19 protein-coding genes and 1 riboswitch are annotated in these 21,960 nt (G+C 71.8%); of the genes, 13 read left to right on the forward strand and 6 right to left on the reverse strand.

Going from position 1 to position 21,960, the window contains the following annotated elements:
- Positions 1-134: 134 nt before the first annotated feature.
- Entirely contained in the window at positions 135-893 is a 759-nt protein-coding gene (locus ACZ4Z1_RS15325; RefSeq protein ID WP_468487073.1) for a DeoR/GlpR family DNA-binding transcription regulator, read from the reverse strand.
- 230 nt (positions 894-1,123) lie between these two features.
- On the opposite strand from ACZ4Z1_RS15325, the gene ACZ4Z1_RS15330 reads away from it, so the two are divergent.
- From ACZ4Z1_RS15330 to ACZ4Z1_RS15345, 4 genes are all read left to right on the forward strand, one after another.
- A complete protein-coding gene (locus ACZ4Z1_RS15330; protein WP_468487074.1) occupies positions 1,124-1,717 on the forward strand; it encodes an HAD family hydrolase in 594 nt (197 codons plus the stop codon).
- Between the two features lie 653 nt (positions 1,718-2,370).
- The gene (locus ACZ4Z1_RS15335; protein ID WP_468487075.1) at positions 2,371-3,639 is read left to right on the forward strand and encodes an aspartate aminotransferase family protein; all 1,269 of its coding nucleotides are present in this window, start codon (positions 2,371-2,373) and stop codon (positions 3,637-3,639) included.
- The gene (locus ACZ4Z1_RS15340) at positions 3,636-4,598 is read left to right on the forward strand and encodes an inositol monophosphatase family protein (protein WP_468487076.1); all 963 of its coding nucleotides are present in this window, start codon (positions 3,636-3,638) and stop codon (positions 4,596-4,598) included. Before ACZ4Z1_RS15335 ends, ACZ4Z1_RS15340 begins: the two co-directional genes overlap by 4 nt.
- Entirely contained in the window at positions 4,595-5,611 is a 1,017-nt protein-coding gene (locus ACZ4Z1_RS15345; RefSeq protein WP_468487077.1) for a zinc-dependent alcohol dehydrogenase, read from the forward strand. Before ACZ4Z1_RS15340 ends, ACZ4Z1_RS15345 begins: the two co-directional genes overlap by 4 nt.
- 107 nt (positions 5,612-5,718) lie before the next feature.
- Here the strand turns inward: ACZ4Z1_RS15345 and ACZ4Z1_RS15350 are convergent, their stop codons facing one another.
- The 3 genes from ACZ4Z1_RS15350 to aceA all read right to left on the reverse strand — a co-directional run bounded on the left by ACZ4Z1_RS15350 (position 5,719) and on the right by aceA (position 8,410).
- A complete protein-coding gene (locus ACZ4Z1_RS15350; protein WP_468487078.1) occupies positions 5,719-6,075 on the reverse strand; it encodes a hypothetical protein in 357 nt (118 codons plus the stop codon).
- Positions 6,076-6,156: 81 nt separating this feature from the next.
- Complete coding sequence (locus ACZ4Z1_RS15355) at positions 6,157-7,023, reverse strand: 3-hydroxybutyryl-CoA dehydrogenase (RefSeq protein ID WP_468487079.1); 867 nt, start codon at positions 7,021-7,023, stop codon at positions 6,157-6,159.
- A 103-nt stretch (positions 7,024-7,126) separates the two neighbouring features.
- Entirely contained in the window at positions 7,127-8,410 is a 1,284-nt protein-coding gene (aceA, locus tag ACZ4Z1_RS15360) for an isocitrate lyase (RefSeq protein WP_468487080.1), read from the reverse strand.
- 391 nt (positions 8,411-8,801) lie between these two features.
- On the opposite strand from aceA, the gene ACZ4Z1_RS15365 reads away from it, so the two are divergent.
- The 7 genes from ACZ4Z1_RS15365 (at position 8,802) to ACZ4Z1_RS15395 (ending at position 17,248) form a co-directional block, all read left to right on the forward strand.
- Entirely contained in the window at positions 8,802-10,211 is a 1,410-nt protein-coding gene (locus ACZ4Z1_RS15365; RefSeq protein WP_468487081.1) for a short-chain fatty acyl-CoA regulator family protein, read from the forward strand.
- 53 nt (positions 10,212-10,264) lie between these two features.
- A riboswitch (cobalamin riboswitch) is annotated at positions 10,265-10,437 on the forward strand.
- A gap of 205 nt (positions 10,438-10,642) precedes the next feature.
- Positions 10,643-12,142, forward strand: coding sequence for a CoA-acylating methylmalonate-semialdehyde dehydrogenase (locus ACZ4Z1_RS15370; RefSeq protein ID WP_468487082.1), 1,500 nt, complete (start codon positions 10,643-10,645; stop codon positions 12,140-12,142).
- Between the two features lie 5 nt (positions 12,143-12,147).
- Positions 12,148-13,365 (forward strand): acyl-CoA dehydrogenase family protein, encoded by a 1,218-nt coding sequence (locus ACZ4Z1_RS15375; RefSeq protein WP_468487083.1) that lies wholly within the window; start codon positions 12,148-12,150, stop codon positions 13,363-13,365.
- Positions 13,362-14,474 carry an enoyl-CoA hydratase/isomerase family protein gene (locus ACZ4Z1_RS15380; RefSeq protein ID WP_468487084.1) on the forward strand — a complete coding sequence of 371 codons (1,113 nt, stop codon included), beginning with the start codon at positions 13,362-13,364 and terminating at the stop codon, positions 14,472-14,474. Before ACZ4Z1_RS15375 ends, ACZ4Z1_RS15380 begins: the two co-directional genes overlap by 4 nt.
- Positions 14,471-15,442: a 3-hydroxyisobutyrate dehydrogenase gene (gene mmsB / locus ACZ4Z1_RS15385; RefSeq protein ID WP_468487085.1), complete on the forward strand. Its 972-nt coding sequence runs from the start codon at positions 14,471-14,473 to the stop codon at positions 15,440-15,442. Before ACZ4Z1_RS15380 ends, mmsB begins: the two co-directional genes overlap by 4 nt.
- The gene (locus ACZ4Z1_RS15390) at positions 15,439-16,248 is read left to right on the forward strand and encodes an enoyl-CoA hydratase (protein WP_468487086.1); all 810 of its coding nucleotides are present in this window, start codon (positions 15,439-15,441) and stop codon (positions 16,246-16,248) included. Before mmsB ends, ACZ4Z1_RS15390 begins: the two co-directional genes overlap by 4 nt.
- Positions 16,249-16,435: 187 nt before the next feature.
- Positions 16,436-17,248, forward strand: a complete 813-nt coding sequence (locus tag ACZ4Z1_RS15395; protein ID WP_468487087.1) for a phytanoyl-CoA dioxygenase family protein — start codon at positions 16,436-16,438, stop codon at positions 17,246-17,248.
- Between the two features lie 129 nt (positions 17,249-17,377).
- Here ACZ4Z1_RS15395 and ACZ4Z1_RS15400 read toward each other — a convergent pair whose 3' ends face one another.
- Both ACZ4Z1_RS15400 and ACZ4Z1_RS15405 read right to left on the reverse strand, forming a co-directional pair.
- The gene (locus tag ACZ4Z1_RS15400; protein WP_468487088.1) at positions 17,378-18,808 is read right to left on the reverse strand and encodes a short-chain fatty acyl-CoA regulator family protein; all 1,431 of its coding nucleotides are present in this window, start codon (positions 18,806-18,808) and stop codon (positions 17,378-17,380) included.
- Between the two features lie 487 nt (positions 18,809-19,295).
- On the reverse strand, positions 19,296-20,033 hold the full coding sequence (locus tag ACZ4Z1_RS15405) for a GAF and ANTAR domain-containing protein (RefSeq protein ID WP_468487089.1): 738 nt from the start codon (positions 20,031-20,033) through the stop codon (positions 19,296-19,298).
- Between the two features lie 388 nt (positions 20,034-20,421).
- Between ACZ4Z1_RS15405 and ACZ4Z1_RS15410 the strand changes: the two genes are divergently transcribed.
- Entirely contained in the window at positions 20,422-21,165 is a 744-nt protein-coding gene (locus ACZ4Z1_RS15410; RefSeq protein ID WP_468487090.1) for a GAF and ANTAR domain-containing protein, read from the forward strand.
- A complete protein-coding gene (locus ACZ4Z1_RS15415) occupies positions 21,162-21,890 on the forward strand; it encodes a GAF and ANTAR domain-containing protein (protein ID WP_468487091.1) in 729 nt (242 codons plus the stop codon). Before ACZ4Z1_RS15410 ends, ACZ4Z1_RS15415 begins: the two co-directional genes overlap by 4 nt.
- Positions 21,891-21,960: the final 70 nt, after the last annotated feature.

Genomic DNA, 21,960 nt, shown 5'->3' on the forward strand with positions numbered 1-21,960 from the left:
CTGCTGCGGGTTACGGACCCGACGGGGAACGGCGGCACCGGTCGGCGAGTTCGGCTCACAGCCGCGCGTTCCGGATTCCGGCCAACTGCCCCGCCCTGCCTCGCTGTCCAGGGAGCGGGCAGCAGGGCGGGGCGTCACACGTGCACGATGTTCACGCCCGCGGCGCGCATCTCCTCGACCACCGGCGTGCCCTGGGCCGCGTCGGTCACCACCACGTCGAGCTGTTCGACCGAACAGATCCTGCCGAGCGCCACCCGCCCCAGCTTCTCCGCGGTGGCCACCAGGATGATGCGCCGCGCCGCCCGCGCGGCGACCCGCTTCACGTGTACGTCGTCCAGGCTGTAAGCGGTGGCGCCGCTGGCCGCGTCCACCCCGCAGCAGCCCAGGATGAAGGTGTCGTAGCGCAGGTCCTCGAAGGTGCGCAGCGCCGTCTCCCCGTAGAAGGACAGCTCCCCCGGCCGGACCTGCCCGCCGGGAAGCAGCAGGCGGATGCCCTCGTGTTCGGCGAGCGGCATGGTCGCGTGCAGGGACAGCGGGGTGACGGTCAGTCGGCGGCCCGCCATGGCGTGCGCGACGGCGACCGCCGTGGTGCCGGTGTCCAGGGCGACGGTCTCGCCGTCGTTGAGCATCCGTACGACCACGTCGGCCAGCTTGGCCTTGGTCTCGCTGCCGACCATGGACCGCACCGCGTACGGCGGTTCGACCCCGCTGAGCAGGGCGGTCACGGCGCCGCCGTGCACCCGGCGCAGGGCGCCCCGGGACTCCAGGAGTTCCAGGTCCCGGCGGATGGTCATCTCCGACGTCTGGGTGGAGCGGGCGAGTTCGGCCACGGAGGCCCGGTTGCGTTCGGCCAGCAGGGCCAGGATGAACCGGTGGCGTTCGGAGACATTCATGCCGCTGATGTAGCACATCAACACGACGGCTGCGAGTTGCTTGCCTTCCGCCCGTTGGGCTCCCCGCCCTGCCGGGTGGTCGGCGGTTGACATCCGCCCATGCCGAGTGTGTACTCACACGCACATTGTGTGATTACGGGCCGGTGCGGACGTCCGGCCGGCGCGGAACGTACCCCGGTCCGGCCCGCGGTCCGCGCCGGCGGGGAAGCGGCTCTCTTCGAGGTGATGTCATGACCGCGGTGCTCTTCGACATGTTCGGCGTCATCGCCCGGCAGCAGTCCCCCGCCGCCTGCGCCCGGCTGGAGGAGACGGCCGGAATGTCCGGTGACGCCTTCTGGGAGAGTTACTGGGGGCTGCGGCAGCCTTATGACCGGGGTGACCGCAACGGTGCGCAATATTGGCGGAAGGTCGCCGCGGCGCTCGGGACGCACTTCGACGAGGAACGCGTCGCGGAACTCATCGCCGCCGACGTGGCGAGCTGGAGCCGTATCGACGACGAAATGGTGGACTTCGTCGCGGAACTGGCGGACAGCGGCACCACCGTCGGACTGCTGTCGAACATTCCGGAGGAATTGGCGGCGCATTACGAGGAGCGCCAGGAGTGGCTGAAGCACTTTTCGGTCCTGGCCTTCTCCTGTCGCATCGGGCACGCCAAGCCGGAGTCCGGCGCCTACACGTGGTGCAGTACGGCGTTCGGCCTGCCGCCGGAGCGCATCCTGTTCGTCGACGACCGGGAGGCCAACGTACGGGCGGCGGAGGCCCTGGGGATGCGCGGGCACCTGTTCACGTCGCTCGCGGAGCTGCGGCCGGTGCTGAACCGGTGACAGCCGGCTGAGCGACGGGCGGCCGCGACAACCGGCCGCGTCCGTCGGACGCCCGGGGCGCGCCCGCACATACCGGCGCCGGGGGGGGGGACCTGACACCCCCGCCCCGGCGCCTTGCTGTGCGCGCACCGGCCTCGACCGCAGCAATCAAATCTTCCGATCAAGTTCCCATCAAGGGTGTTTGAAATTTGCGTAAGAATGTGAAACAGACGGCCTGATCATCCGCATGTCGCCCCTTAGAGCCTTGTCGAAGCCCTTACGGGGCCCGGCGACGGAACTCCGCCACCACCCCGCCACCCCCTACCCCTACCCAGCGACTCACCATTTTGCCAGCTCAGGCGCCACCTCAGGGCATCCACACCGGCGCCGCCCGGACGTCGGCCTGATGGATTCCAGCCGATTCACAGATGATCAAGAAAAACGAACACTCTGACTGTTAGTGTCGTTGGCGTCAGAAGTTGAAGAGCCCGGCCGGGGTGTCCCACCTCCCCGAAGCGCCCGGGCCCGCCCACCGGACAGCACACCCCTTCCTCATACCGCCACCGGCCGGCGTTCAGGCCCCCGTGTGGCGCCCCCAGGGGCCCGGTCGGCGTGCCAGTGCTTCCCGTCATCCATATCTGGCAACAGCATGTCTTCTTCGAGGAGAAATGTTCATGGACGCCACGAACGTACGTGATCTGCTGTATTACCCCGTCAGCGCCCAGAAGATGGTGCGCGGCGAAGGGATCTACCTTTACGACGAGGACGGCAACGAATACCTCGACTGCGCCTCCGCCACCTTCAACCTCAGCCTCGGGTACTCCCACCCGGCGGTCATCCAGGCGATGAAGGACCAGCTGGACGTCTTCACCCACCTGACCTCCTCCGTGCAGAGCGACCCCATCAACGGCCTGGTGCGCCGGCTGGTGGAGGTCTCCCCCGGGAACCTGACCAAGGTGCACCCGAAGGTCTCCGGCGGATCCACCGCCAATGAGGGCGTCATCAAGATGGCGCAGCACGCCACGGGGCGCTCGGAGGTCATCTCACTGTTCCGCAGCCACCTCGGGCAGACCATGATGATGACGTCGATGTCGGGCAACGCCTTCCGCAAGGAGCCGTTCCCCTCGCTCTTCCCGCGCACCCTGCAGGTGCCGGACCCGTACTGCTTCCGCTGCTTCTACGGGCAGAAGCAGGGCAGTTGCGGAATGATGTGCGTGGACCGCATCGAGGACTTCCTGGAGTACGCGAGCACCGGCCAGGTCGCCGCCATCATCGTGGAGCCGATCTCCGGCAACGGCGGCAACATCGTCCCGCCGGACGGTTACTTCCAGAAGCTGCGGGCCTTCTGCGACGAGCACGACATCGTGCTGATCTTCGACGAGATCCAGACCGGCATCGGCCGTACGGGCCAGATGTTCGCGGCGCAGCACTTCGACGTGGAGCCGGACGCCATCACCACCGCCAAGGGCCTCGGCGGCTCGGGCGCGCAGGTCGCGGCGATCCTGACCAACGAGCGGCTGGCGGGCCTGCCGGCCAACCACCACTCCTTCACCTACGGTGCCAACCTGCTGGCGGCCTCGGCGGCCAACGTCACCCTGGACATCGTCCGGCAGCCGGAATTCCTGGCCAACGTCCGGGCCACCGGCAACTACATCCTCGGCCGGCTCGCGGACATGCAGACCCGCCACCCGGCCATCGCCGACGTCCGCGGCGTCGGCCTGATGATCGGTTTCGAGATGGCGCACCCCGACGGCAAGCCCGCCGTCAAGCTGACCAACCACCTGGCGAGCGCCGCCGGGCAGCACGGTCTGATCCTGCGCACCTCGCGCTACGGCTACGGCAACGTGCTCAAGATCCGGCCGCCGCTGATCCTCACCCTCGACCAGGCGGAGCTGCTGTGCGACCGCCTGGAGAACCTCTTCCGCGCGGAGCTGTCCTCATGACACGGATGAAGAAGCTGCTGACCGGCCTGGGCCGGCACGTCAGGGCCGAGCTGATGACATACGCCGACCGGGGCCTGGCCCGGCAGGTGCACGGCGACTCCCCCGGCGGCGACGCGCAGTTCGACGTGGACGAGGTGGCCGAGCGGGCCGTACTGGAATACCTGCGCGAGCACGCGGAGGTGCCGCTCGCGGTCTACACCGAGGACGGCTCGCTGGTCGAGCTGGCGCCCGATCCGCAGTACGTGCTGGTCGTGGACCCCATCGACGGCACCAGGCCCACCTCGGCCGGGCTGGAGATGGGCATGGTGTCGATCGCCGCGGCCCCGCTGGTGACGTCCGCGCCCACACTGGACGACGTCACCGCGGCACACCTGCTGGAGATCAAGTCGGGTGCGTGGATCTACGGTGACGACGAGGAGGGGCTGTCGCACGGCGGCTTTCCGCACCCGCTGCCCCGGCTGAGCCGTACCACCGACCCGGCGAAGATGTTCTGGTCGATCGAGTTCAACGGCCACCCCATGCACCTGATGACGGCGGCCTACGCGCACCTGGTGGACCGGTCCGCCAACACCGGCGGCATCTTCGTGTTCAACAGCGCCACCTTCTCCGTCTCGCGCATCATCACCGGCCAGCTCGACGCGTACGTCGACATCGGCAACCGCGTCCTGCGCGACCACCCGGCGACCGAGGCCGCCTTCCTGGAGGCCGGGCGCGGCTCGATCCTGCACCTGTTCCCGTACGACATCGCCGCCGCGGTCTACCTCGCCAAGCGCAGCGGGGTCACCATCACCGACGCGTACGGCGACGACCTGGGATCCACCCAGCTGCTCGACCTGGACCCGATGAACCAGAAGTCGTGCATCGCGGCGGCCACCCCCCAGCTGCACAAGGAACTGCTCGGCGCCATCCGGTGGGACATCCCCGGCGCCGTCCCCACCACGGCAGGAGGAACCAAGTGAAGGCCCTGATCCTCGACGACCGGCGCACCGTGTCGCTGGTCGACCGCCCGAAGCCGGAGGCCTCGGCGCCCACCGACGTCGTGGTGCGGGTCGTGCAGACCGGTATCTGCGGCACCGACCGCAGCGTGCTGGTGGGCAAGTTCCCCGCCAAGCCGGGCGTGGTGATGGGGCACGAGGCGGTCGGCACCGTGGACGCGGTGGGGTCGGCGGTGACCGCGCACAAGCCGGGCGACCGCGTCATCATCAACCCGACGCTCTACTGCGGCAGCTGCCCGTCCTGCCTGCGCGGGCACTGGGACTTCTGTGTCAACAAGGCCGGTACGGAGGTCGGGCTCGACCTGGACGGCGCGTTCGCCGAGTACATCCGGCTGCCCGAGCGGTTCATCCACGCGATGCCCGAGGGCATGGACTTCGACCGCGCGGTGGTCGTGGAGCCGCTGGCGTGCGCGCTGAACAACATCGAGGCGGGCCGGCTGACGGCCGGCGAGACCGCGGTGATCGTCGGCGGCGGCCCGGTGGGCGTGGTCTGCGCGATGGCGGCGCAGCACTACGGCGCGCGGGTCCTGCTGATCGAGCCGGACCCGTACCGGCAGGAGCTGTGCCGCACGGTGTTCGCACAGGACGGCGAGGGCCGGGTGACCGTGCACACGCCGGACGAGGCCGCGCTCGCGCAGCGCGGTGACGTGGTCATCGACACCGTCGGCAATCTGCTGGAGCAGAGCCTGGGGTACGCCGCGGCCCGCGGCCGCGTGGTGATCATGGGGTACAACAGCAAGGCGTCGGCGACCGTACGGCCGCTGGAGATCCTCCAGCGCGGTCTGCAGATCATCGGGGCCGGTGACTACAACAGCCAGGTGTTCCCGAAGGCGATCGAGCTGGCCCGGTGGCTGCCGCTGGAGCGGCTGGTGACCCACCGCTTCCCGCTGGAGCAGCACGAGGCGGCCTTCGCGGCGCTCGCCGCGGCGCCCGGGACGCCGTACTCGGCGCTCAAGGTGGTGCTCGTACCGGAGTGACCGGCGGCGGAGTGATCCGCGGCGAACGGCCCTTCCGACCGGCGCGCGGTGCCGGCCGGAGGGGCCGCCGCGGTGTTCCCGTACAGGCGTACGAGCCCCGTCCCGCGTCAGGAGAAGTCGACGGCCGCCAGTACCGGGCCCGCGACGAGCAGCGCGTACTGGAGCCCCACGGTGTTGCGCCGTGCCGCGTGGCTCATCGCGGCGGCCGGGACGCAGAGCGCGATCAGGCCCGCGACGGGGGACAGCGCCAGCGCCATGCGCGCGACGTGCGCCAGCGGGCCGCTCGCGCCGTCGCCGCTGTACGCCTGGTGCAGGACGATGATCATGAAGAGGACGTACGCGACGGCGAGCAGCGGGAGACCGAGGCCGGCGAACACCCGCAGCGCCGTCGTGGAGGGCGCGAACGGGTCGCGTTCCGTCAGGTCGCCGGGTGCGGGTGCGGAGGCAGGGGCCGGTGTGCTCATGACCGTCAGCCTGCCCGCGGCGGCGCGGCGCGGCATCGGTACGGGTACTCAACACCGGGACAGGCCGGTACTCAGTTCTCGTCAGGTGTCGTACGGATGGAATCCGCGCCCCGACTTGCGCCCCAGCAGCCCCGCTTCCACCATGCGCCGGAGCAGCGGCGGCGGGGCGTACAGCGGCTCCTTGAACTCGTCGTACAGGGACTGCGCGATGGCGGCGACGGTGTCGAGGCCGATGAGGTCGGCGAGTCGCAGCGGGCCCATGGGGTGGGCGCAGCCCAGCTCCATGCCCGCGTCCACGTCGGCGGCGGTCGCGAAGCCGGACTCCGCCATGCGGACCGCGGCCAGCAGATAGGGCACGAGGAGTGCGTTGACCACGAAGCCCGCGCGGTCGCGGGAGCGGATCGCGGTCTTGCCGAGGACGGTGGTGGCGAACTCCTCTGCGGTGGCGGCGGCCGCGGGGGCGGTGTGCAGCGAGGTGACGATCTCGACGAGCGGCATGACCGGTACGGGGTTGAAGAAGTGCAGGCCCAGTACGCGGTCGGCGCGGCCGGTGGCCATGCCCAGGCGCATGACCGGGATCGAGGAGGTGTTGGTGGCGAGGATCGCCGCCGGGTCCTCGACGGTCTTGTCGAGGACGCCGAAGATCTCCGCCTTGGTGCCGGCGTGTTCCACGGCCGCCTCGACGACGAGCTGGCGGTCGGCGAGGTCGGCCGGTTCCCCGGTGAAGGTGATCCGGGCGAGGGCGGCCTCGGCGGCCGGGCGGCCGGTCGTGCCGCGTTCCACGGCGCGTTCCAGCGACCGGGTGACGCGTGCGCGGGCCCGGCGGGCCGCGGTGGCATCCACCTCGCACAGCACCGTCTCCACACCGGCCCGTGCGCACACCTCGGCGATGCCGGCGCCCATCTGACCGCCGCCGACCACTCCGGCCCGCGCGATACGTGTACTCATGGGTGACTCTCCTGGTTCCGGGCGAAGGGGCCGAGCGGGTGGTTCCGGGCGAAGGGGCCGGGCGGACGGCGGTGCGGAACCCGCCCGGCGGGAGGGGCCGTCTCTAGTGGAACTGCTCCTCTTCGGTCGAGCCGCGCAGCGCGGTCGTCTCGGAGGCGGGGTTGACGGCGGACGCGACCAGGTCGAAGTAGCCGGTGCCGACCTCGCGCTGGTGCCGGACGGCGGTGAAGCCGTGCTCCTGGGCGGCGAACTCGCGCTCCTGGAGGTCGACGTAGGCGGTCATGCCGTGTTCGGCGTAGCCGCGGGCGAGGTCGAACATGCCGTGGTTGAGGGAGTGGAAGCCGGCCAGGGTGATGAACTGGAAGCGGTAGCCCATCGCGCCCAGCTCACGCTGGAACTTGGCGATCCGGTCGTCGTCCAGCGCCGCGCGCCAGTTGAAGGACGGCGAGCAGTTGTAGGCCAGCAGCTGGTCGGGGTACCGGGCGTGGACCGCCTCGGCGAACTCGCGGGCCTGGGCCAGGTCGGGCGTACCGGTCTCCATCCACAGCAGGTCCGCGTACGGGGCGTACGCCAGGCCGCGGGCGATCACGGGGGCCATGCCGTTCTCGACGCGGTAGAAGCCCTCGGCGGTGCGCTCGCCGGTGCAAAAGCGCGCGTCGGTCTCGTCGACGTCGCTGGTCAGCAGGTTGGCGGCGAGGGCGTCGGTACGGGCGACGATTACCGTCGGCACATCGGCGATGTCGGCGGCGAGGCGGGCGGCGCCCAGCGTGCGCACGTGCTGGGAGGTGGGCACCAGCACCTTGCCGCCGAGGTGGCCGCACTTCTTCTCCGAGGCGAGCTGGTCCTCGTAGTGGATGCCGGCCGCGCCCGCCTCGATCATGGCCTTGGTCAGTTCGAAGGCGTTGAGCGGGCCGCCGAATCCGGCCTCGGCGTCGGCGACGACGGGCACCAGCCAGTCGGTGGTGTCGTGGGCTCCTTCGGCGGTGGCGATCTGGTCGGCGCGCAGCAGCGCGTTGTTGATGCGGCGCACCACCTGGGGCACCGAGTTGGCGGGGTACAGGCTCTGGTCGGGGTAGGTGTGGCCGGCCAGGTTGGCGTCGGCGGCGACCTGCCATCCCGAGAGGTAGACCGCCTGCAGCCCCGCCTTGACCATCTGCACCGCCTGGCCGCCGGTCAGCGCGCCGAGGGCGTGGATGTAGTCCTGCTCGTGCAGCTGACGCCACAGGCGCTCGGCGCCGCGGCGGGCCAGGGTGTGCTCCTCGCGGACGCTGCCCGACAGCCGCAGCACGTCGGCGGCGCTGTGCGTACGGGTGGTGCCCTGCCACCGCGGGTCGGTCGCCCACCGCTGGGCCAGTTCCTCGGCCGCCTTGGAATCTGCCTGTGCCATGACCATCTCCCGGATGTTCGCTCGAAACCGCTGTGGTGGACCGCTGTGCGTGGTGGACTGCTCTGCCTGAACTGCTCGGACTGGCTGAACTGACTGAACTGGCGGGTTTCTGGCAGGCCACTGGTGAACGGTGCGAATACCCGGCACCAAGTGCCATGCCAGTGCCACCGAAGCTGTGAAGTGCGGCCCGTCGGACGTCCCGGTAGCGGGTGAGCAATGTTGCCGCGGGCCGCACTGCCGACTCTGACAGTGGCACTTGGTGCCATCAACCGTGGCCCGCAGCCAAGTTCCGCCAATCTTCCGGTGCCGTTCTGCCAAGGTTGCGAAGTCCCCTGACGACCGTAAGGCGACTAGGGTGCTGCCGGGCGCCGGCAGCGACGGAGGGGGCACCGTGAGCAAGATCTACGCCGGGGCGCGGCTGCGGCGGCTGCGGGAGGAGCGCGGGTTCAGCCAGGCCGCGCTGGCCCGCGTCCTGGCCATCTCGCCCAGTTACCTGAACCAGATGGAGCACGACTCACGGCCGCTGACCGTGCCCGTACTCCTGCGCCTGACCGAGACCTTCGGGGTGGACCCCGGCTTCTTCTCCGAGCGCGACACCAGCCGGGTGCTGGCCGACCTGCGCGAGGCCCTGGCCGACGAGCTGGCCGCCGGCCGGGTCTCCCCCACCGACCTGTCCGAACTCGCCTCGCGACAGCCCGCGGTGGCGTCGGTCCTGCTCGGCCTGGGACGGCGCAACCAGGCGCTGACCGAGCGGCTGGCGGAGGTGGCGGAGGGCCGGGGCGGCGGCAGCACCGACCCGGCTGTGCCGCTCTCACCGCACGAGGAGATCCGCGAGTTCTTCTACCGGCGGCAGAACTATCTGCACGACGCCGACACCGCGGCCGAGGAACTCGCCGCCGAGCTGGGCATCCGCCCCGGCGAGGTGCAGCGCGCGCTGGCCGCCCGGCTCACCGAGCGGCACGGCGTACGCCTGGCCGGCACACCCGACGGGCCGCTGCACCACTACGACCCGTCCACCCGGGTGCTGCGCCTGTCGGCCGGGCTGCGGCCCGGGCAGCGGGCCTTCCGCATGGCGACCCAGCTGGCGCTGCTGGAGGCCGGTGAGGAGCTGTCGCGGCCCGCCTCCGAGGACTTCGAGGAGGGCTCGACCGCCTGGTCGCTGGCCCGGATCGGGGTCGCCAACTACTTCGCGGCGGCGCTGGTCCTGCCGTACGGCCCGTTCCACGCCGCCGCCGAGGAGCTGCGGTACGACATCGAGCGGCTGACCGACCGCTTCGGCCTCGGGTACGAGACGGTGTGCCACCGGCTGAGCACCCTTCAGCGGCCGCGCCGGCGCGGGGTCCCGTTCTCCTTCGTCCGCGTCGACCGGGCCGGCAACATGTCCAAGCGGCAGTCCGCCACCGGCTTCCACTTCTCCCGCGCGGGCGGCACCTGCCCCCTGTGGAACGTCTACGAGGCGTTCACCGCGCCCAGCCGCATCCACGTACAGATCGCCGCCATGCCGGACGGCCGCCGCTACCTGTGGACGGCACGCGCCGTCACCCGGCACCGCGGCGGCTGGGGCGACCCCGGCAAGACCTTCGCCATCGGCCTCGGCTGCGAGATCCGGCACGCGTCCCGGCTCGTCTACTCCGACGGCCTGGACCTGGACAACGCCGCCGCGGCCACGCCGATCGGCATGGGCTGCCGGGTCTGCGAACGCCTGGAGTGCCCGCAGCGCGCCGTGCCGCCGCTCGGACGGGCGCTGGCCATCGACGAGAACAGCAGCACGTTCGTGCCGTATCCGGTGCGGGAGGGATGAGGGCGGACCCGGTCCCCGTTCCCCCTGGACTTACTAGGACGTCCAACTATATGTTCGTGTCGTAGGCCCGCGGTGCAGGGAAGCCGGTGCGAATCCGGCGTGGTCCCGCCACTGTGACCGGGGAGTGCGACGCCGAGCAACACGCCACTGACGCAGGTGAGTCGGGAAGGCGGGCGGCGCGCGGTGATCCGGAAGCCAGGATACCGGCCGTGGGTGTTGTTCCGTGTTGTCCACGAGGATGGAGCAGACACGCATGGCACCGGTGCGTACCCACAGCCCAGGTGATCCGGTCCGGCCCGCGGCACCGCCCGCGCGCTGACGGTTCCACGCCTTTCGCGTCCCACGGCCCCGCCGCGTGCCGCGCGCCATCCGCGCCGTACGTGGGCCCGGCCGTGCCATCCCCGGATCTCACCTGACGAGAGCAGGCCCCCATGGTCCGTGAACTGACCCATTTCATCGGCGGCAAGCACACACCGGGAACATCGGGTGCTTACGGCGATGTGTACGACCCCAACACCGGCACCGTGCAGGCCCGGGTCCCGCTCGCGGACCGGGCCGGGACGACCGCGGCCGTCGCGGACGCCGCGGCCGCCCAGCCGGAGTGGGGCGAGTGGAACCCGCAGCGGCGCGCCCGCGTGCTGCTGAACTTCCTGCGCCTGGTCGAGGGCGAGCGGGACTCCCTGGCCCGGCTGCTGTCCAGCGAGCACGGCAAGACCGTCCCGGACTCGCACGGCGACCTCCAGCGCGGGCTGGAGGTGGTGGAGTTCGCGGCCGGCATCCCGCACCTGCTCAAGGGCGAGTTCACCGACAACGCCGGGACCGGCATCGACGTGCACTCGCTGCGCCGCCCGATCGGCGTGGTGGCCGGCATCACCCCGTTCAACTTCCCGGCGATGATCCCGCTGTGGAAGGCCGCGCCGGCCATCGCCTGCGGGAACGCGTTCATCCTGAAGCCGTCCGAGCGGGCGCCTTCGGTTCCGCTGCGGCTCGCCGAACTGTTCCTGGAGGCGGGGCTGCCGCCCGGCATCCTCAACGTCGTGCACGGGGGCAAGGAGTCGGTGGACACGCTGCTGGAGGATCCGCGCGTCGAAGCGCTCGGCTTCGTCGGCTCGACGCCGATCGCCGCGCACGTCTACGCGACCGCCGCCGCGCACGGCAAACGCGCCCAGTGCTTCGGCGGCGCCAAGAACCACCTGATCGTGATGCCGGACGCCGATCTCGACCAGGCAGTGGACGCGCTGGTCGGCGCCGGGTACGGATCGGCGGGCGAGCGCTGCATGGCGGTCTCGGTCGCCGTACCGGTGGGCGAGGAGACCGCCGACGCGCTGGTGGCGCGGCTCAAGGAGCGGGTCGGCACGCTGCGTATCGGCCGCTCCGACGACCCGCACGCCGACTTCGGGCCGCTGGTGAGCCGCGACGCGCTGGACCGGGTCCGCGCCTATGTGGACCTCGGTGTCACCGAGGGGGCGGAACTGGTCGTCGACGGACGGGGCTTCACCCTGCCAGGACACGAGGACGGCTTCTTCGCGGGCGCATCGCTCTTCGACCGGGTCACCCCGGACATGCGGATCCACCAGGAGGAGATCTTCGGCCCGGTGCTGTCGGTGGTACGGGCGGCGGACTACGAGGAGGCGCTGCGGCTGCCCACGGAGCACCCGTACGGCAACGGCGTGGCGATCTTCACCCGTGACGGGGACACCGCGCGGGACTTCAGCCGCCGGGTGAACACCGGCATGATCGGCGTGAACGTGCCCATCCCGGTGCCGGTCGCGTACCACACCTTCGGTGGCTGGAAGCGGTCCGGCTTCGGCGACCTGAACCAGCACGGCCCGGACGCGATCCGCTTCTACACCCGGACCAAGACCGTCACCTCGCGCTGGCCCTCCGGGGTCAAGGAGGGCGCGAGCTTCACCATCCCGACGATGGGCTGAGCGCGATGAGTGTCATGACCACCGCCACCACGGCTGCCTCGCTGACCTCACTCACCGCGGACCAGCTGGCCATCGCCGAGACGACCCTGGACTTCGCGCAGGAGCACATCGCGCCGCACGCCGTGGCCTGGGACCAGGACAAGCACTTCCCCGTGGACGTGCTGCGCAAGGCCGCCGGGCTCGGGCTCGGCGGGGTCTACGTACGGGAGGAGTACGGTGGCTCCGCGCTCAGCCGCACGGACGGCGTGCTGGTCTTCGAAGTGCTGGCCACCGCCTGCCCGTCCATCGCGGGCTACCTCTCCATCCACAACATGGTCGCCTGGATGATCGACCGGTACGGCGACGACGCACAGCGCGCCCGTTGGCTGCCCGGCCTGTGCTCGATGGCGGACCTGGGCAGCTACTGTCTGACCGAGCCGGGCGCCGGGTCCGACGCGGCGGCGCTGCGCACCCGCGCGGTGCGCGACGGCGACGATTACGTGCTGACCGGCGTGAAGCAGTTCATCTCCGGCGCCGGGGCCTCGCAGGTGTACATCGTGATGGCCCGTACCGGCGAGGACGGCCCTGGCGGCATCTCGGCGTTCGTCGTCGAACGGGACGACCCGGGCCTGTCGTTCGGCGCCAACGAGAAGAAGATGGGCTGGAACGCGCAGCCCACCCGGCAGGTGATCCTCGACGAGGTCCGCATTCCCGCCGGCCGGCGGCTCGGCGCGGAGGGCGACGGCTTCCGCATCGCGATGAGCGGCCTCAACGGCGGCCGGCTCGGCATCGCCGCCTGCTCCCTCGGCGGTGGCCAGAGCGCCCTGCACGCGGCGCAGGCGTACCTCAGGGACCGGGAGGCGTTCGGGGGCCGGCTGCTGGACGCGCAGGCGCTGCAGTTCCGGCTCGCCGACATGGCCACCGAGCTGGCCGCCGCCCGCGCGCTGGTGCGGCAGGCGGCCGAGGCGCTGGACCGGGCCGACCCGCAGGCGCCGCAGCTGTGCGCGATGGCCAAACGGTTCGCCACCGACACGGGCTACTCCGTCGCCGACCGTGCGCTGCAACTGCACGGCGGCTATGGCTACCTGAGTGAGTACGGCATGGAGAAGATCGTCCGCGATCTTCGGGTGCACCGGATCCTGGAAGGAACGAACGAGATCATGCGCTTGATCGTGGCCCGCGGGCTGACCGGGGCGGGGGCCGGCGCCACCCGCGCCAAGGCCGGAACGGGGGCCGCCCGATGACCGGCACCCCCGTACGCGACGACCTCGCACCGGCCCCCGCCCGCGACGACTCCGTACTGCTGCGCACCGAGGGCCGCGCGGCCTACCTCACCCTCAACCGGCCCAATGCCCTCAACGCCCTGAACCACACCATGGTGCGCCGGATCGACGCGGCCCTGACCGCGTGGGAGCACGACCCCGCGGTCGAGACCGTGGTGATCACCGGTGCGGGTGAGCGCGGCCTGTGCGCGGGCGGCGACATCCGCGCCATCCACACGGACGCGCGGTCCGGCGGCGGTGCGGCGTCCGCCGCGTTCTGGCGCGACGAGTACCGGCTCAACGCCCGCATCGCGCGCTACCCCAAGCCGTACGTCGCCGTCATGGACGGCATCGTGATGGGCGGCGGCGTCGGCGTCTCGGCGCACGGCAGCGTACGCATCGTCACCGAACGGTCCAAGGTCGCCATGCCGGAGACCGGCATCGGCTTCGTCCCGGACGTCGGCGGCACGTACCTGCTGGCGCTCGCACCCGGCGAGCTGGGCACCCACCTGGCGCTGACCGGGACGGCGGTGGGGGCCGGTGACGCCCTGCTGTGCGGGCTCGCCGACCACTTCGTACCGTCCGGGCTGCTGACACGGCTGCTGTCGGACCTCGCCGCCGACCCGGTGCCCGAGGTACTGCCCCGGTACGTACAGCAGGCACCCGCGGGCGACCTGGCGGCCTACCGGGAGTGGACCGACCCCTGCTACGCGGCCGGCAGCGTCGAGGAAATCGTGGACCGGCTGCTCGGCAGCGGTGTCCCGGAAGCCAAGGAAGCCGCCGAGACGCTCCTCGCCAAGTCCCCCACCTCCCTGAAGGTGACCCTGGCGGCGCTGCGCCGCGCCCGTGACCTGGGGCCGCTGGAACGGGTCCTGGACCAGGAGTACCGCGTCTCGTGCGCGACGCTGGCCTCGCCCGACCTGGTCGAGGGCATCCGCGCGCAGGTGATCGACAAGGACCGTACGCCGCACTGGTCCCCCGCCACCCTCGCCGAGGTCACGGACGAGGACGTGGCCCGGTTCTTCGCCCCGCTCGGCGCCCGCGAACTGGGGCTCGCCGACGGTGCCGGTACGCAGGAGGAGCCCTGGTGAGCACGGAGACGCGGTACCAGAACGGTGAAGCCCTCACCATCGCCTTCCTCGGCCTCGGCAACATGGGCGGCCCGATGGCGGCCAACCTGGTCGAGGCCGGTCACCGGGTGACCGGCTTCGACCTCGTACCGGAGGCGCTGGCGACGGCCGCCCAGGCCGGTGTCGAACCCGCCGACTCGGCGGCGGCAGCCGCCGCGGACGCGGCCGTAGTGATCACCATGCTCCCCACCGGACGGCACGTCCTCGCCCTCTACGAAGACGGAGGACTGCTCGCGGCAGCCCGCCCCGGCACCCTGTTCATCGACTGCTCGACCATCGACGTGGCCGACGCCCGCGCCGCCCACGAGGCCGCCGTACGCGCCGGCCACCAGGCCCTGGACGCGCCGGTCTCGGGCGGCGTGGTGGGCGCCGAGGCCGGCACGCTGACGTTCATGGCGGGCGGCGGCCCGGCCGAGTTCGCACGGGCCGAGCCGCTGCTCACGGCGATCGGCAGGAAGGCCGTGCACTGCGGCGCGGCGGGCGCCGGGCAAGCCGCGAAGATCTGCAACAACATGATCCTCGGCATATCGATGATCGGGGTCAGCGAGGCGTTCGTCCTCGGGGAGCACCTGGGCCTGTCCCACCAGGCCCTGTACGACGTGGCGTCCACCGCCAGCGGGCAGTGCTGGGCCCTGAGCGTCAACTGCCCCGTGCCGGGCCCGGTGCCCGGCAGCCCCGCCAACCACGGCTACCGGCCGGGCTTCGCGGCACCGCTGATGGCCAAGGACCTGAAACTGGCCGCCAACGCGGTCCGCGCGGGCGGCGTACACGCCGAACTCGGCCTGCGCGCGGCCGAGCTGTACGCGGCGTTCGCCGAGGGCGACGGCGCGGCGGAGGACTTCTCCGGCATCGTCCGCACCATCCGGCAACAGTCCGGCGGCACCCCGGACGCACGGCAGACCGACCAGAACGGGACGGCAACCGCATGACCGACACCACCCCGCGCACCGACGACCGTACGCACCCGTACGAGACGATCCTCGTCGAGCGCACCGGCCGTACCGCCACACTCACCCTCCACCGCCCCAAAGCGCTCAACGCCCTCAACCTCCAGCTCATGACCGAGGTCGTGGCGGCCACCGAAGAACTGGACCGCGACCCGGACATCGGCTGCATCGTCCTCACCGGCTCGGCGAAAGCCTTCGCCGCCGGGGCCGACATCAAGGAGATGCGGCCGCGGTCGTACATGGACATGTACCTCAGCGACTGGTTCACCGCCTGGGACCGGCTGGGCGCCCTGCGCACACCGACCGTCGCGGCAGTGGCCGGCCACGCGCTGGGCGGCGGCTGCGAACTGGCCATGCTCTGCGACATCCTGCTCGCCGCCGACACCGCCGTCTTCGGCCAGCCGGAGATCAAACTGGGCGTCATCCCCGGCATCGGCGGCTCCCAGCGCCTGACCCGCGCCGTCGGCAAGGCCAAGGCGATGGAACTCTGCCTCACCGGCCGCACCATGGACGCCACGGAAGCCGAGCGGGCCGGACTGGTCTCACGGGTGATACCCGCCGCCGACCTCCTGAACGAGGCACAAAGCGTCGCCGAGAACGTCGCGGCGATGTCCGCCCCGGTCGCGATGATGGCCAAGGAAGCCGTCAACCGCGCCTTCGAAACCACCCTCGCCGAAGGCGTCCGCTTCGAACGTCGCCTCTTCCACGCGGTGTTCGCCACGGCCGACCAGAAGGAGGGCATGACGGCGTTCGTGGAGAAGCGGGCGGCGGAGTTCAGGCACCGCTGAGCCTGTTCGCCATTCTCGGACGGGACGCGCAGCGGGCACGGCATTCCCCAGGAGCGACGGAGGTCGGCGGCGAAAAGACGGGCGAGCCGCAGCCCCGGTACGGGAGGAAAGGGCTCGGTCGACGCCCGACAGAAGCCGTGCGGAAAAGGTGGGGTGACCGGGACCGGTGCCGCCGCACGATGGAGGCATGGATGACACGACCTTGATCTCGGCCTTCCTCCGCGACGGCTTCGTGAAGCTGGCGGGTGCCGTCGCGCCGCGCGTGGCCACGGACTGCGCGCGGCTGCTGTGGCGGGAGACGGGCTGCGCCCCGGACGATCCGACGACGTGGACGCAGCCCGTGCACTGGGTGGCCGGCATGGCACAGGGGCCGTTCGCCGCCGCGCCCAACTCCCCGGACCTGCACCGCGCCTACGACCTGCTCGTCGGCGCGGGGCGCTGGGAGCCGCGCTACTCGCTGGGCACGTTCCCGCTGCGCTTCCCGCACGAGGAGGAACCGGACGACGCGGGCTGGCACATCGAGGGCAGCTACCTGCCGGAGGGCGAGGACTGGTACTTCACCAATCTGCGCTCCCGGGGCCGGGCGCTGCTGATGCTGTTCCTGTTCAGCGAGGTCGGCGAGGAGGACGCCCCGACCCGGATCCGGGTCGGCTCACACCTCGACGTACCGAAGGTGCTGGAGAAGTACGGCGAGGACGGGGCGAGCGGGCCGGCCCTCGCACCCGCTCTGGTGGCGGCGTCCGACCACCGGCCACTCGCCCTCGCCACCGGGTCCCCCGGCGACGTCTTCCTGTGCCACCCGTTCCTGGTGCACGCGGCGCAGCCGCACCACGGGACGCGGCCGCGCTTCATGGCGCAGCCACCGCTGATGCCGGCCGCACCGTACGAACTGGAGCGGGCCGACGGCGCGTACTCACCCGTGGAGACCGCCATCCGCCGAGGCCTGGGACGGGACGTGCCCGGTCCGCACGGGGGCGGCACCGGCTGGAGCGCCGGGTAGGCGTATGCGGCCGCCGGGGCCTGGACGACACCGCCGAGGACCCGAACGTCCTGCCGGTGCCTGTCCATGGACGGCGGGAAGCCCATTCCCGCCGTCGCGGACGCCGGAGGCGACGGGTACAGGCGCTGGTCAGGGGCGGCCGTCCACCACCGGATACGGCACATGTGTCCGCCGGTCCGGGTCGACGGCGAGGCGGCCGCCGGCCGGGGGGCGGGCGCGTTGGGTGCAGTCGCGGCGTTCGCACAGGCGGCAGCCGAGGCCGATGGGGGTGGCCGCGCGGGGGTCGTCCAGGGCGATGCCGGCGGCGTAGACGAGGCGGTGGGCGTGGCGGAGTTCGCAGCCGAGGGCGACGGCGAAGTCGGCGCGGGGGGCCTGGTGGCCGAAGCCGCCGCGGGTGACGGTGCGGGCGATCCAGAAGTGGCGTTTGCCGTCCGGCATCTCGGCGACCTGGGTCAGGACGCGGCCGGGGGCGGAGAACGCCTCGTAGACCGTCCACAGGGGGCAGGTGCCGCCGAGGCGGGAGAAGTGGAAGTCGGTGGCGGACTGGCGTTTGGAGATGTTGCCGGCCCGGTCCACCCGGAGGAAGGCGAAGGGGACGCCGCGGCGGCCGGTGCGCTGGAGGGTGCTCAGGCGGTGGCAGACCGTTTCGAAGCCGACGCCGAAGCGGGCCTGGAGGAGCTCGATGTCGTAGTGCAGTTCCTCGGCGGCGGTGTGGAAGGCGGTGTACGGCATGAGGAGCGCGCCCGCGAAGTAGTCGGCGAGGCCGATGCGGGTGAGGGTGGCGGACTCGGTGGAGGATGGTCGTGCGCCGGCGGTGAGGGTGCTGAGGAGGGAGTTCTGCTCCAGCAGGGCCAGTTGGGTGGCCAGTTGGAAGGCTCGGCGGCCTTCCGTGAGCCAGGGGGAGAGGAAGAGCAGGCCCGCTTCGGGGTCGTAACGGCGGACATCGGGCGACCGTCCGGGGGCGGCCTGGACGACGCGTACGCCGTGCCGTTCGGCGAGGCGGGCGGTGAGGGCGTCGGCGGCGCGGCCGGGGCGCAGGCCCAGCTCGGCGGCGGTGCGTTCGGCGGCGGTGTCGAGCGGTTCGACGTGGTTGTGGTGGGCGTGGAAGAAGTCGCGTACCTCGTCGTGGGGCTCGGCGGGCGGCAAAGGGGTGCTGTCGCCCGGGCCGGCCAGGGCGACGGCCTGTTCGGTGGCGTAGCGGTAGCGGCGGTGCAGGGCGACCAGGGCGCGGGCGATCTCGGGGTGGTCGCGGGCGACCTCGGCGATCTCCTCGGGGGGCGGCGGGGTGCCGCACGCCTCGTCGCCGAGAGCGGCGCGCAGGTCGGTGGCGAGGCGTTCCTCCTCGGCTTCGGAGAAGTACGCGGCGTCGACGCCGAGGACTTCGGCGATGCGGAGCAGGACGGGGGCGGTCAGCGGGCGCTGGCTCTGTTCGATCTGGTTCAGGTAGCTGGTGGAGATGCCCAGTTCGCGGGCGAGCTGTACCTGGTTGAGGCCGTGTTCGCGGCGGAGTCTGCGCAGTTTGGCGTGCGCGTAGATCTTGCGGACGGGCGGTCGTGTCATACCGCTGCCCCCTTCGTCGCGTGCGCCGCGGTGCCTGGCCGGTCGGGTACGCCCCGGCCGCGCCCCTCTCTTGCGAACGTAGCATCCGCAGGCTTCGCAACTTTCGCCGATCCGCAGGCCGGCGCGGGAAGAAATCCGCAGGTGGAGCGGTCGCGGCCGAGGCGCCGCGGGGCAGGCTCGGGGGCGGACGGAACGGTGCGGGAGCGTGCCGACACAGCAGGTTTCTGTGCGTGGGGTGGGGCCGTGAGCAGGCACGAGGGAGAGGCTCTCCCGCGCACAGCCTGTGCTGACAACGCAGGCGAAGTCTGTGGTGGGGGACAGACCGACGCGCTGCCACCGGCACTGAACCGGCCTCCGTGTCCGCCTGACGCAGCTACGGCCACACCCCAGCCAGCCGCGTCACCAACCTCCCCGAACAACACACCTAGCCGTGTTCGCCGTGGTGCGACCGGAACCGTGTGTCCCGCTCGGGCCGGCCCCGGGGTTCTCAGTTCGACGGGGGGGCGGGGGGCGGCGGGTCGGGGAGGGCGAGGTGGTCGTGGACGATGGCGTGGGCGAGGGTGGTCAGGTCCGTTCCCTGGGTGTAGGCGTGGGCGCGCAGCAGGGCCAGGGCCTGGCCGGTGGTGCGGGAGTGGCGGTAACTGATCATGCCGATGGCCTGGTGGACGACGGCATCGGCGGGCAGCAGCCAGGCGTGGGCCAGGTCGTCCTCGGTGGGCACGGGGGCCGTCAGAAGCAGGAGGTCGGCGGCGTCCGTGTGGTCCTGGGCGGTGCGCAGGTCCGCCTCGGTGATCGGGCCGGTCCGGTCGCGGTAGAGCGAGAGCACGAGTCCGGCCTGCCGTGCCGGGGCGGGGCCGTTGAGGATGGGCAGGGCGAAGACCGCGCGGATATCGTGGGCCATGGCCTGCTGGGCGTAGACGGGCCACTCCCGTGTGGTGACGGGGTCGTCGAGGGTGGCGGCGAGAACCGGCGTGCGCCGGTCCAGGGCCTGCACACAGGGACCCTCTCCGAGGTTGATCTGCAGGGTCTCGCCACGGGCGGCCAGCGGGCCGGCGGCGCACAGCGAGACCCGTTGCGCAAGGGCGGCGTCCGCCGCCAGTGTGAGCCCCACCGAATACGCGCCGCGCAGCGCGGTGCGGCACGCCTCGCCGATGCGCCGGGCCGGGTGGGTCTGGCCCACGAAGCGGGAGGCGAGGGCGACGGCTTCCGGCCGGGGGGCCGTCACAGGAAACTCGGTGCGAAAAGGGGCAGGCTCGCGACACTGCGGTACGTGCGCATCGGGGTATTCCGATCTCCGGCATTCACCGCCGATGCTGCCCCGATCGGAAGCCAATGTCAGCATGGTGTGGACTAGGTCGTCACCTGCGGGCAGCCGTACCTTCACCCTACGCCTCGCTGCGGCGCTCCACAGGGCCCGCGGGCGTCCGGCGGCAGTTTCTTTGCCCGGCCGGGCTCCGCGCACAGATTTCCGAGCCGTTCTTCTCCCACCCCTGCTGCTCGGAGGACCCGGGCCGCCGAAACTCCCTAGACTGAGACCTGTCGGGAGTCCGCCCCCCGCACCGCAGGGGCCGCTCTTTCGAGCAGGAGAGTGGCTGCGCCGGGAGGTGAGGAGCATGGTTACCGACAACGACCTGGCCGCCGTGCTGGAGGACCTGCACCCGTCCGCCACCGATACGGGCCTGGTCGGTGCCGCCCCGGACCGCTGCGCCCGGGCCCTGGGAGTGGACGGTGTCGCCGCCTCGGTGACGACGGACAGCGGCCTGAACGAAGTGGTGTGGTGCTCCGCCGGCGTCAGCGAGCGGCTGGAGGACTTGCAGTTCACGCTGAGCCAGGGGCCGGGCCCGGAGGTGAGTGCCTGCTGTGCGCCGGTGCTGGTGCCGGATCTGGCGCGGGTGCCGTCCGGCCGGTGGCCCGCGCTGCTGCCCGAGGTCGCGGCACTGGGCGTCGGGGCGGTCTTCTGCTTCCCGCTGCATGTCGGTTCCGCCTGTCTGGGCACCCTGACCCTGCAGCGCACGGCCCCCGGCCCGCTGCCTGACGCCACGATGACCGATGCCTGGCTGGTGGCCAACGCGTTGACCGCCGTACTGCTGGAGGGCGGCCCGCAGCAGGACGCCTTCGCCACCGGGGAGGAGGGGTCGGACTTCTACCGGGCCGCCGTCCACCAGGCCAGCGGCATGGTCAGCGTGCAGGCCGGTGTCCCTCTGGCCCAGGCGCTCCTGCGGCTGCGGGCCCACGCCTTCCGCCACGGACGCCCGGTGACGGAGGTCGCCGAGGACGTGGTGGCCCGGCGGCTGAGCTTCCGGGATGATGAGAACGGGCCGGAGACTTCTGCCGGCGAAGGGACTGACGGGCCATGACACGTGAGGAACAACTGCTGGCGGCCATGGTCGATGCCGTGGACACGCTGGTCGACGACTTCGACCTGATCGACTTCCTGCACCAGCTGTGCGACCGCTGCAACGAGCTGCTGGACGTGACGGCCGTGGGTGTCATGCTCACCGACCCGCACGGCAAGCTCCAGCTGATCGCCGCCTCCGACGAGCACACCCGCCTGCTGGAACTCTTCGCCCTGCAGACCGACCAGGGACCGTGTGTGGAATGCCATCGCAGCGGCACCGCCCGGCTCAACATCGACCTGACGTCCCCCGGGCAGACCGCTGCGTTCCCGCGCTTCGCCGAACGCGCCCGCCGGACCGGATTCGCCACCACCCACGCCCTGCCCATGCGGCTGCGCCAGCAGGTCGTGGGCGCCCTGAACCTCTTCGATGCCCGCGAGCAGAACCTCAGCACGGCCGACGTCCGGGTGGCGCAGGCGCTGGCCGATGTGGCGACCATCGCCATCCTGCAGCAGCGCACCATCATGTTCGGCAATGTCGAGCGGGCCCAGCTGCGGTCCGCCCTGTCCAGCCGCATCGTCATCGAGCAGGCCAAGGGCGTCCTCGCCGAACGCTGGAACACCACCCTCGACGACGCCTTCGACGCACTGCGCCGGCATGCCCGCAGCCACCAGCTGGCCCTGACCGGACTGTGCCGGCAGCTCATCGACGGCACGCTCGACACCGACGCCATCCCCCGCCCCTGACCAAGTCGGACCGACCGCACGTCCCGGCCCGCACCCATGCGGCCGGTCCCCGCCCCAGACCCCGGCGGAA

This window comes from Streptomyces sp. NPDC030165 (assembly GCF_055573595.1).

Bases quoted from the DNA above. Each gene is read 5' to 3' on its own strand.
- ACZ4Z1_RS15325 (WP_468487073.1), bottom strand. From the start codon at position 893: ATGAATGTCTCCGAACGCCACCGGTTCATCCTGGCCCTGCTGGCCGAA.
- ACZ4Z1_RS15330 (WP_468487074.1), top strand. From the start codon at position 1,124: ATGACCGCGGTGCTCTTCGACATGTTCGGCGTCATCGCCCGGCAGCAG.
- ACZ4Z1_RS15335 (WP_468487075.1), top strand. From the start codon at position 2,371: ATGGACGCCACGAACGTACGTGATCTGCTGTATTACCCCGTCAGCGCC.
- ACZ4Z1_RS15340 (WP_468487076.1), top strand. From the start codon at position 3,636: ATGACACGGATGAAGAAGCTGCTGACCGGCCTGGGCCGGCACGTCAGG.
- ACZ4Z1_RS15350 (WP_468487078.1), bottom strand. From the start codon at position 6,075: ATGAGCACACCGGCCCCTGCCTCCGCACCCGCACCCGGCGACCTGACG.
- ACZ4Z1_RS15355 (WP_468487079.1), bottom strand. From the start codon at position 7,023: ATGAGTACACGTATCGCGCGGGCCGGAGTGGTCGGCGGCGGTCAGATG.
- aceA (WP_468487080.1), bottom strand. From the start codon at position 8,410: ATGGCACAGGCAGATTCCAAGGCGGCCGAGGAACTGGCCCAGCGGTGG.
- ACZ4Z1_RS15370 (WP_468487082.1), top strand. From the start codon at position 10,643: ATGGTCCGTGAACTGACCCATTTCATCGGCGGCAAGCACACACCGGGA.
- ACZ4Z1_RS15375 (WP_468487083.1), top strand. From the start codon at position 12,148: ATGAGTGTCATGACCACCGCCACCACGGCTGCCTCGCTGACCTCACTC.
- ACZ4Z1_RS15380 (WP_468487084.1), top strand. From the start codon at position 13,362: ATGACCGGCACCCCCGTACGCGACGACCTCGCACCGGCCCCCGCCCGC.
- ACZ4Z1_RS15390 (WP_468487086.1), top strand. From the start codon at position 15,439: ATGACCGACACCACCCCGCGCACCGACGACCGTACGCACCCGTACGAG.
- ACZ4Z1_RS15395 (WP_468487087.1), top strand. From the start codon at position 16,436: ATGGATGACACGACCTTGATCTCGGCCTTCCTCCGCGACGGCTTCGTG.
- ACZ4Z1_RS15400 (WP_468487088.1), bottom strand. From the start codon at position 18,808: ATGACACGACCGCCCGTCCGCAAGATCTACGCGCACGCCAAACTGCGC.
- ACZ4Z1_RS15410 (WP_468487090.1), top strand. From the start codon at position 20,422: ATGGTTACCGACAACGACCTGGCCGCCGTGCTGGAGGACCTGCACCCG.
- ACZ4Z1_RS15415 (WP_468487091.1), top strand. From the start codon at position 21,162: ATGACACGTGAGGAACAACTGCTGGCGGCCATGGTCGATGCCGTGGAC.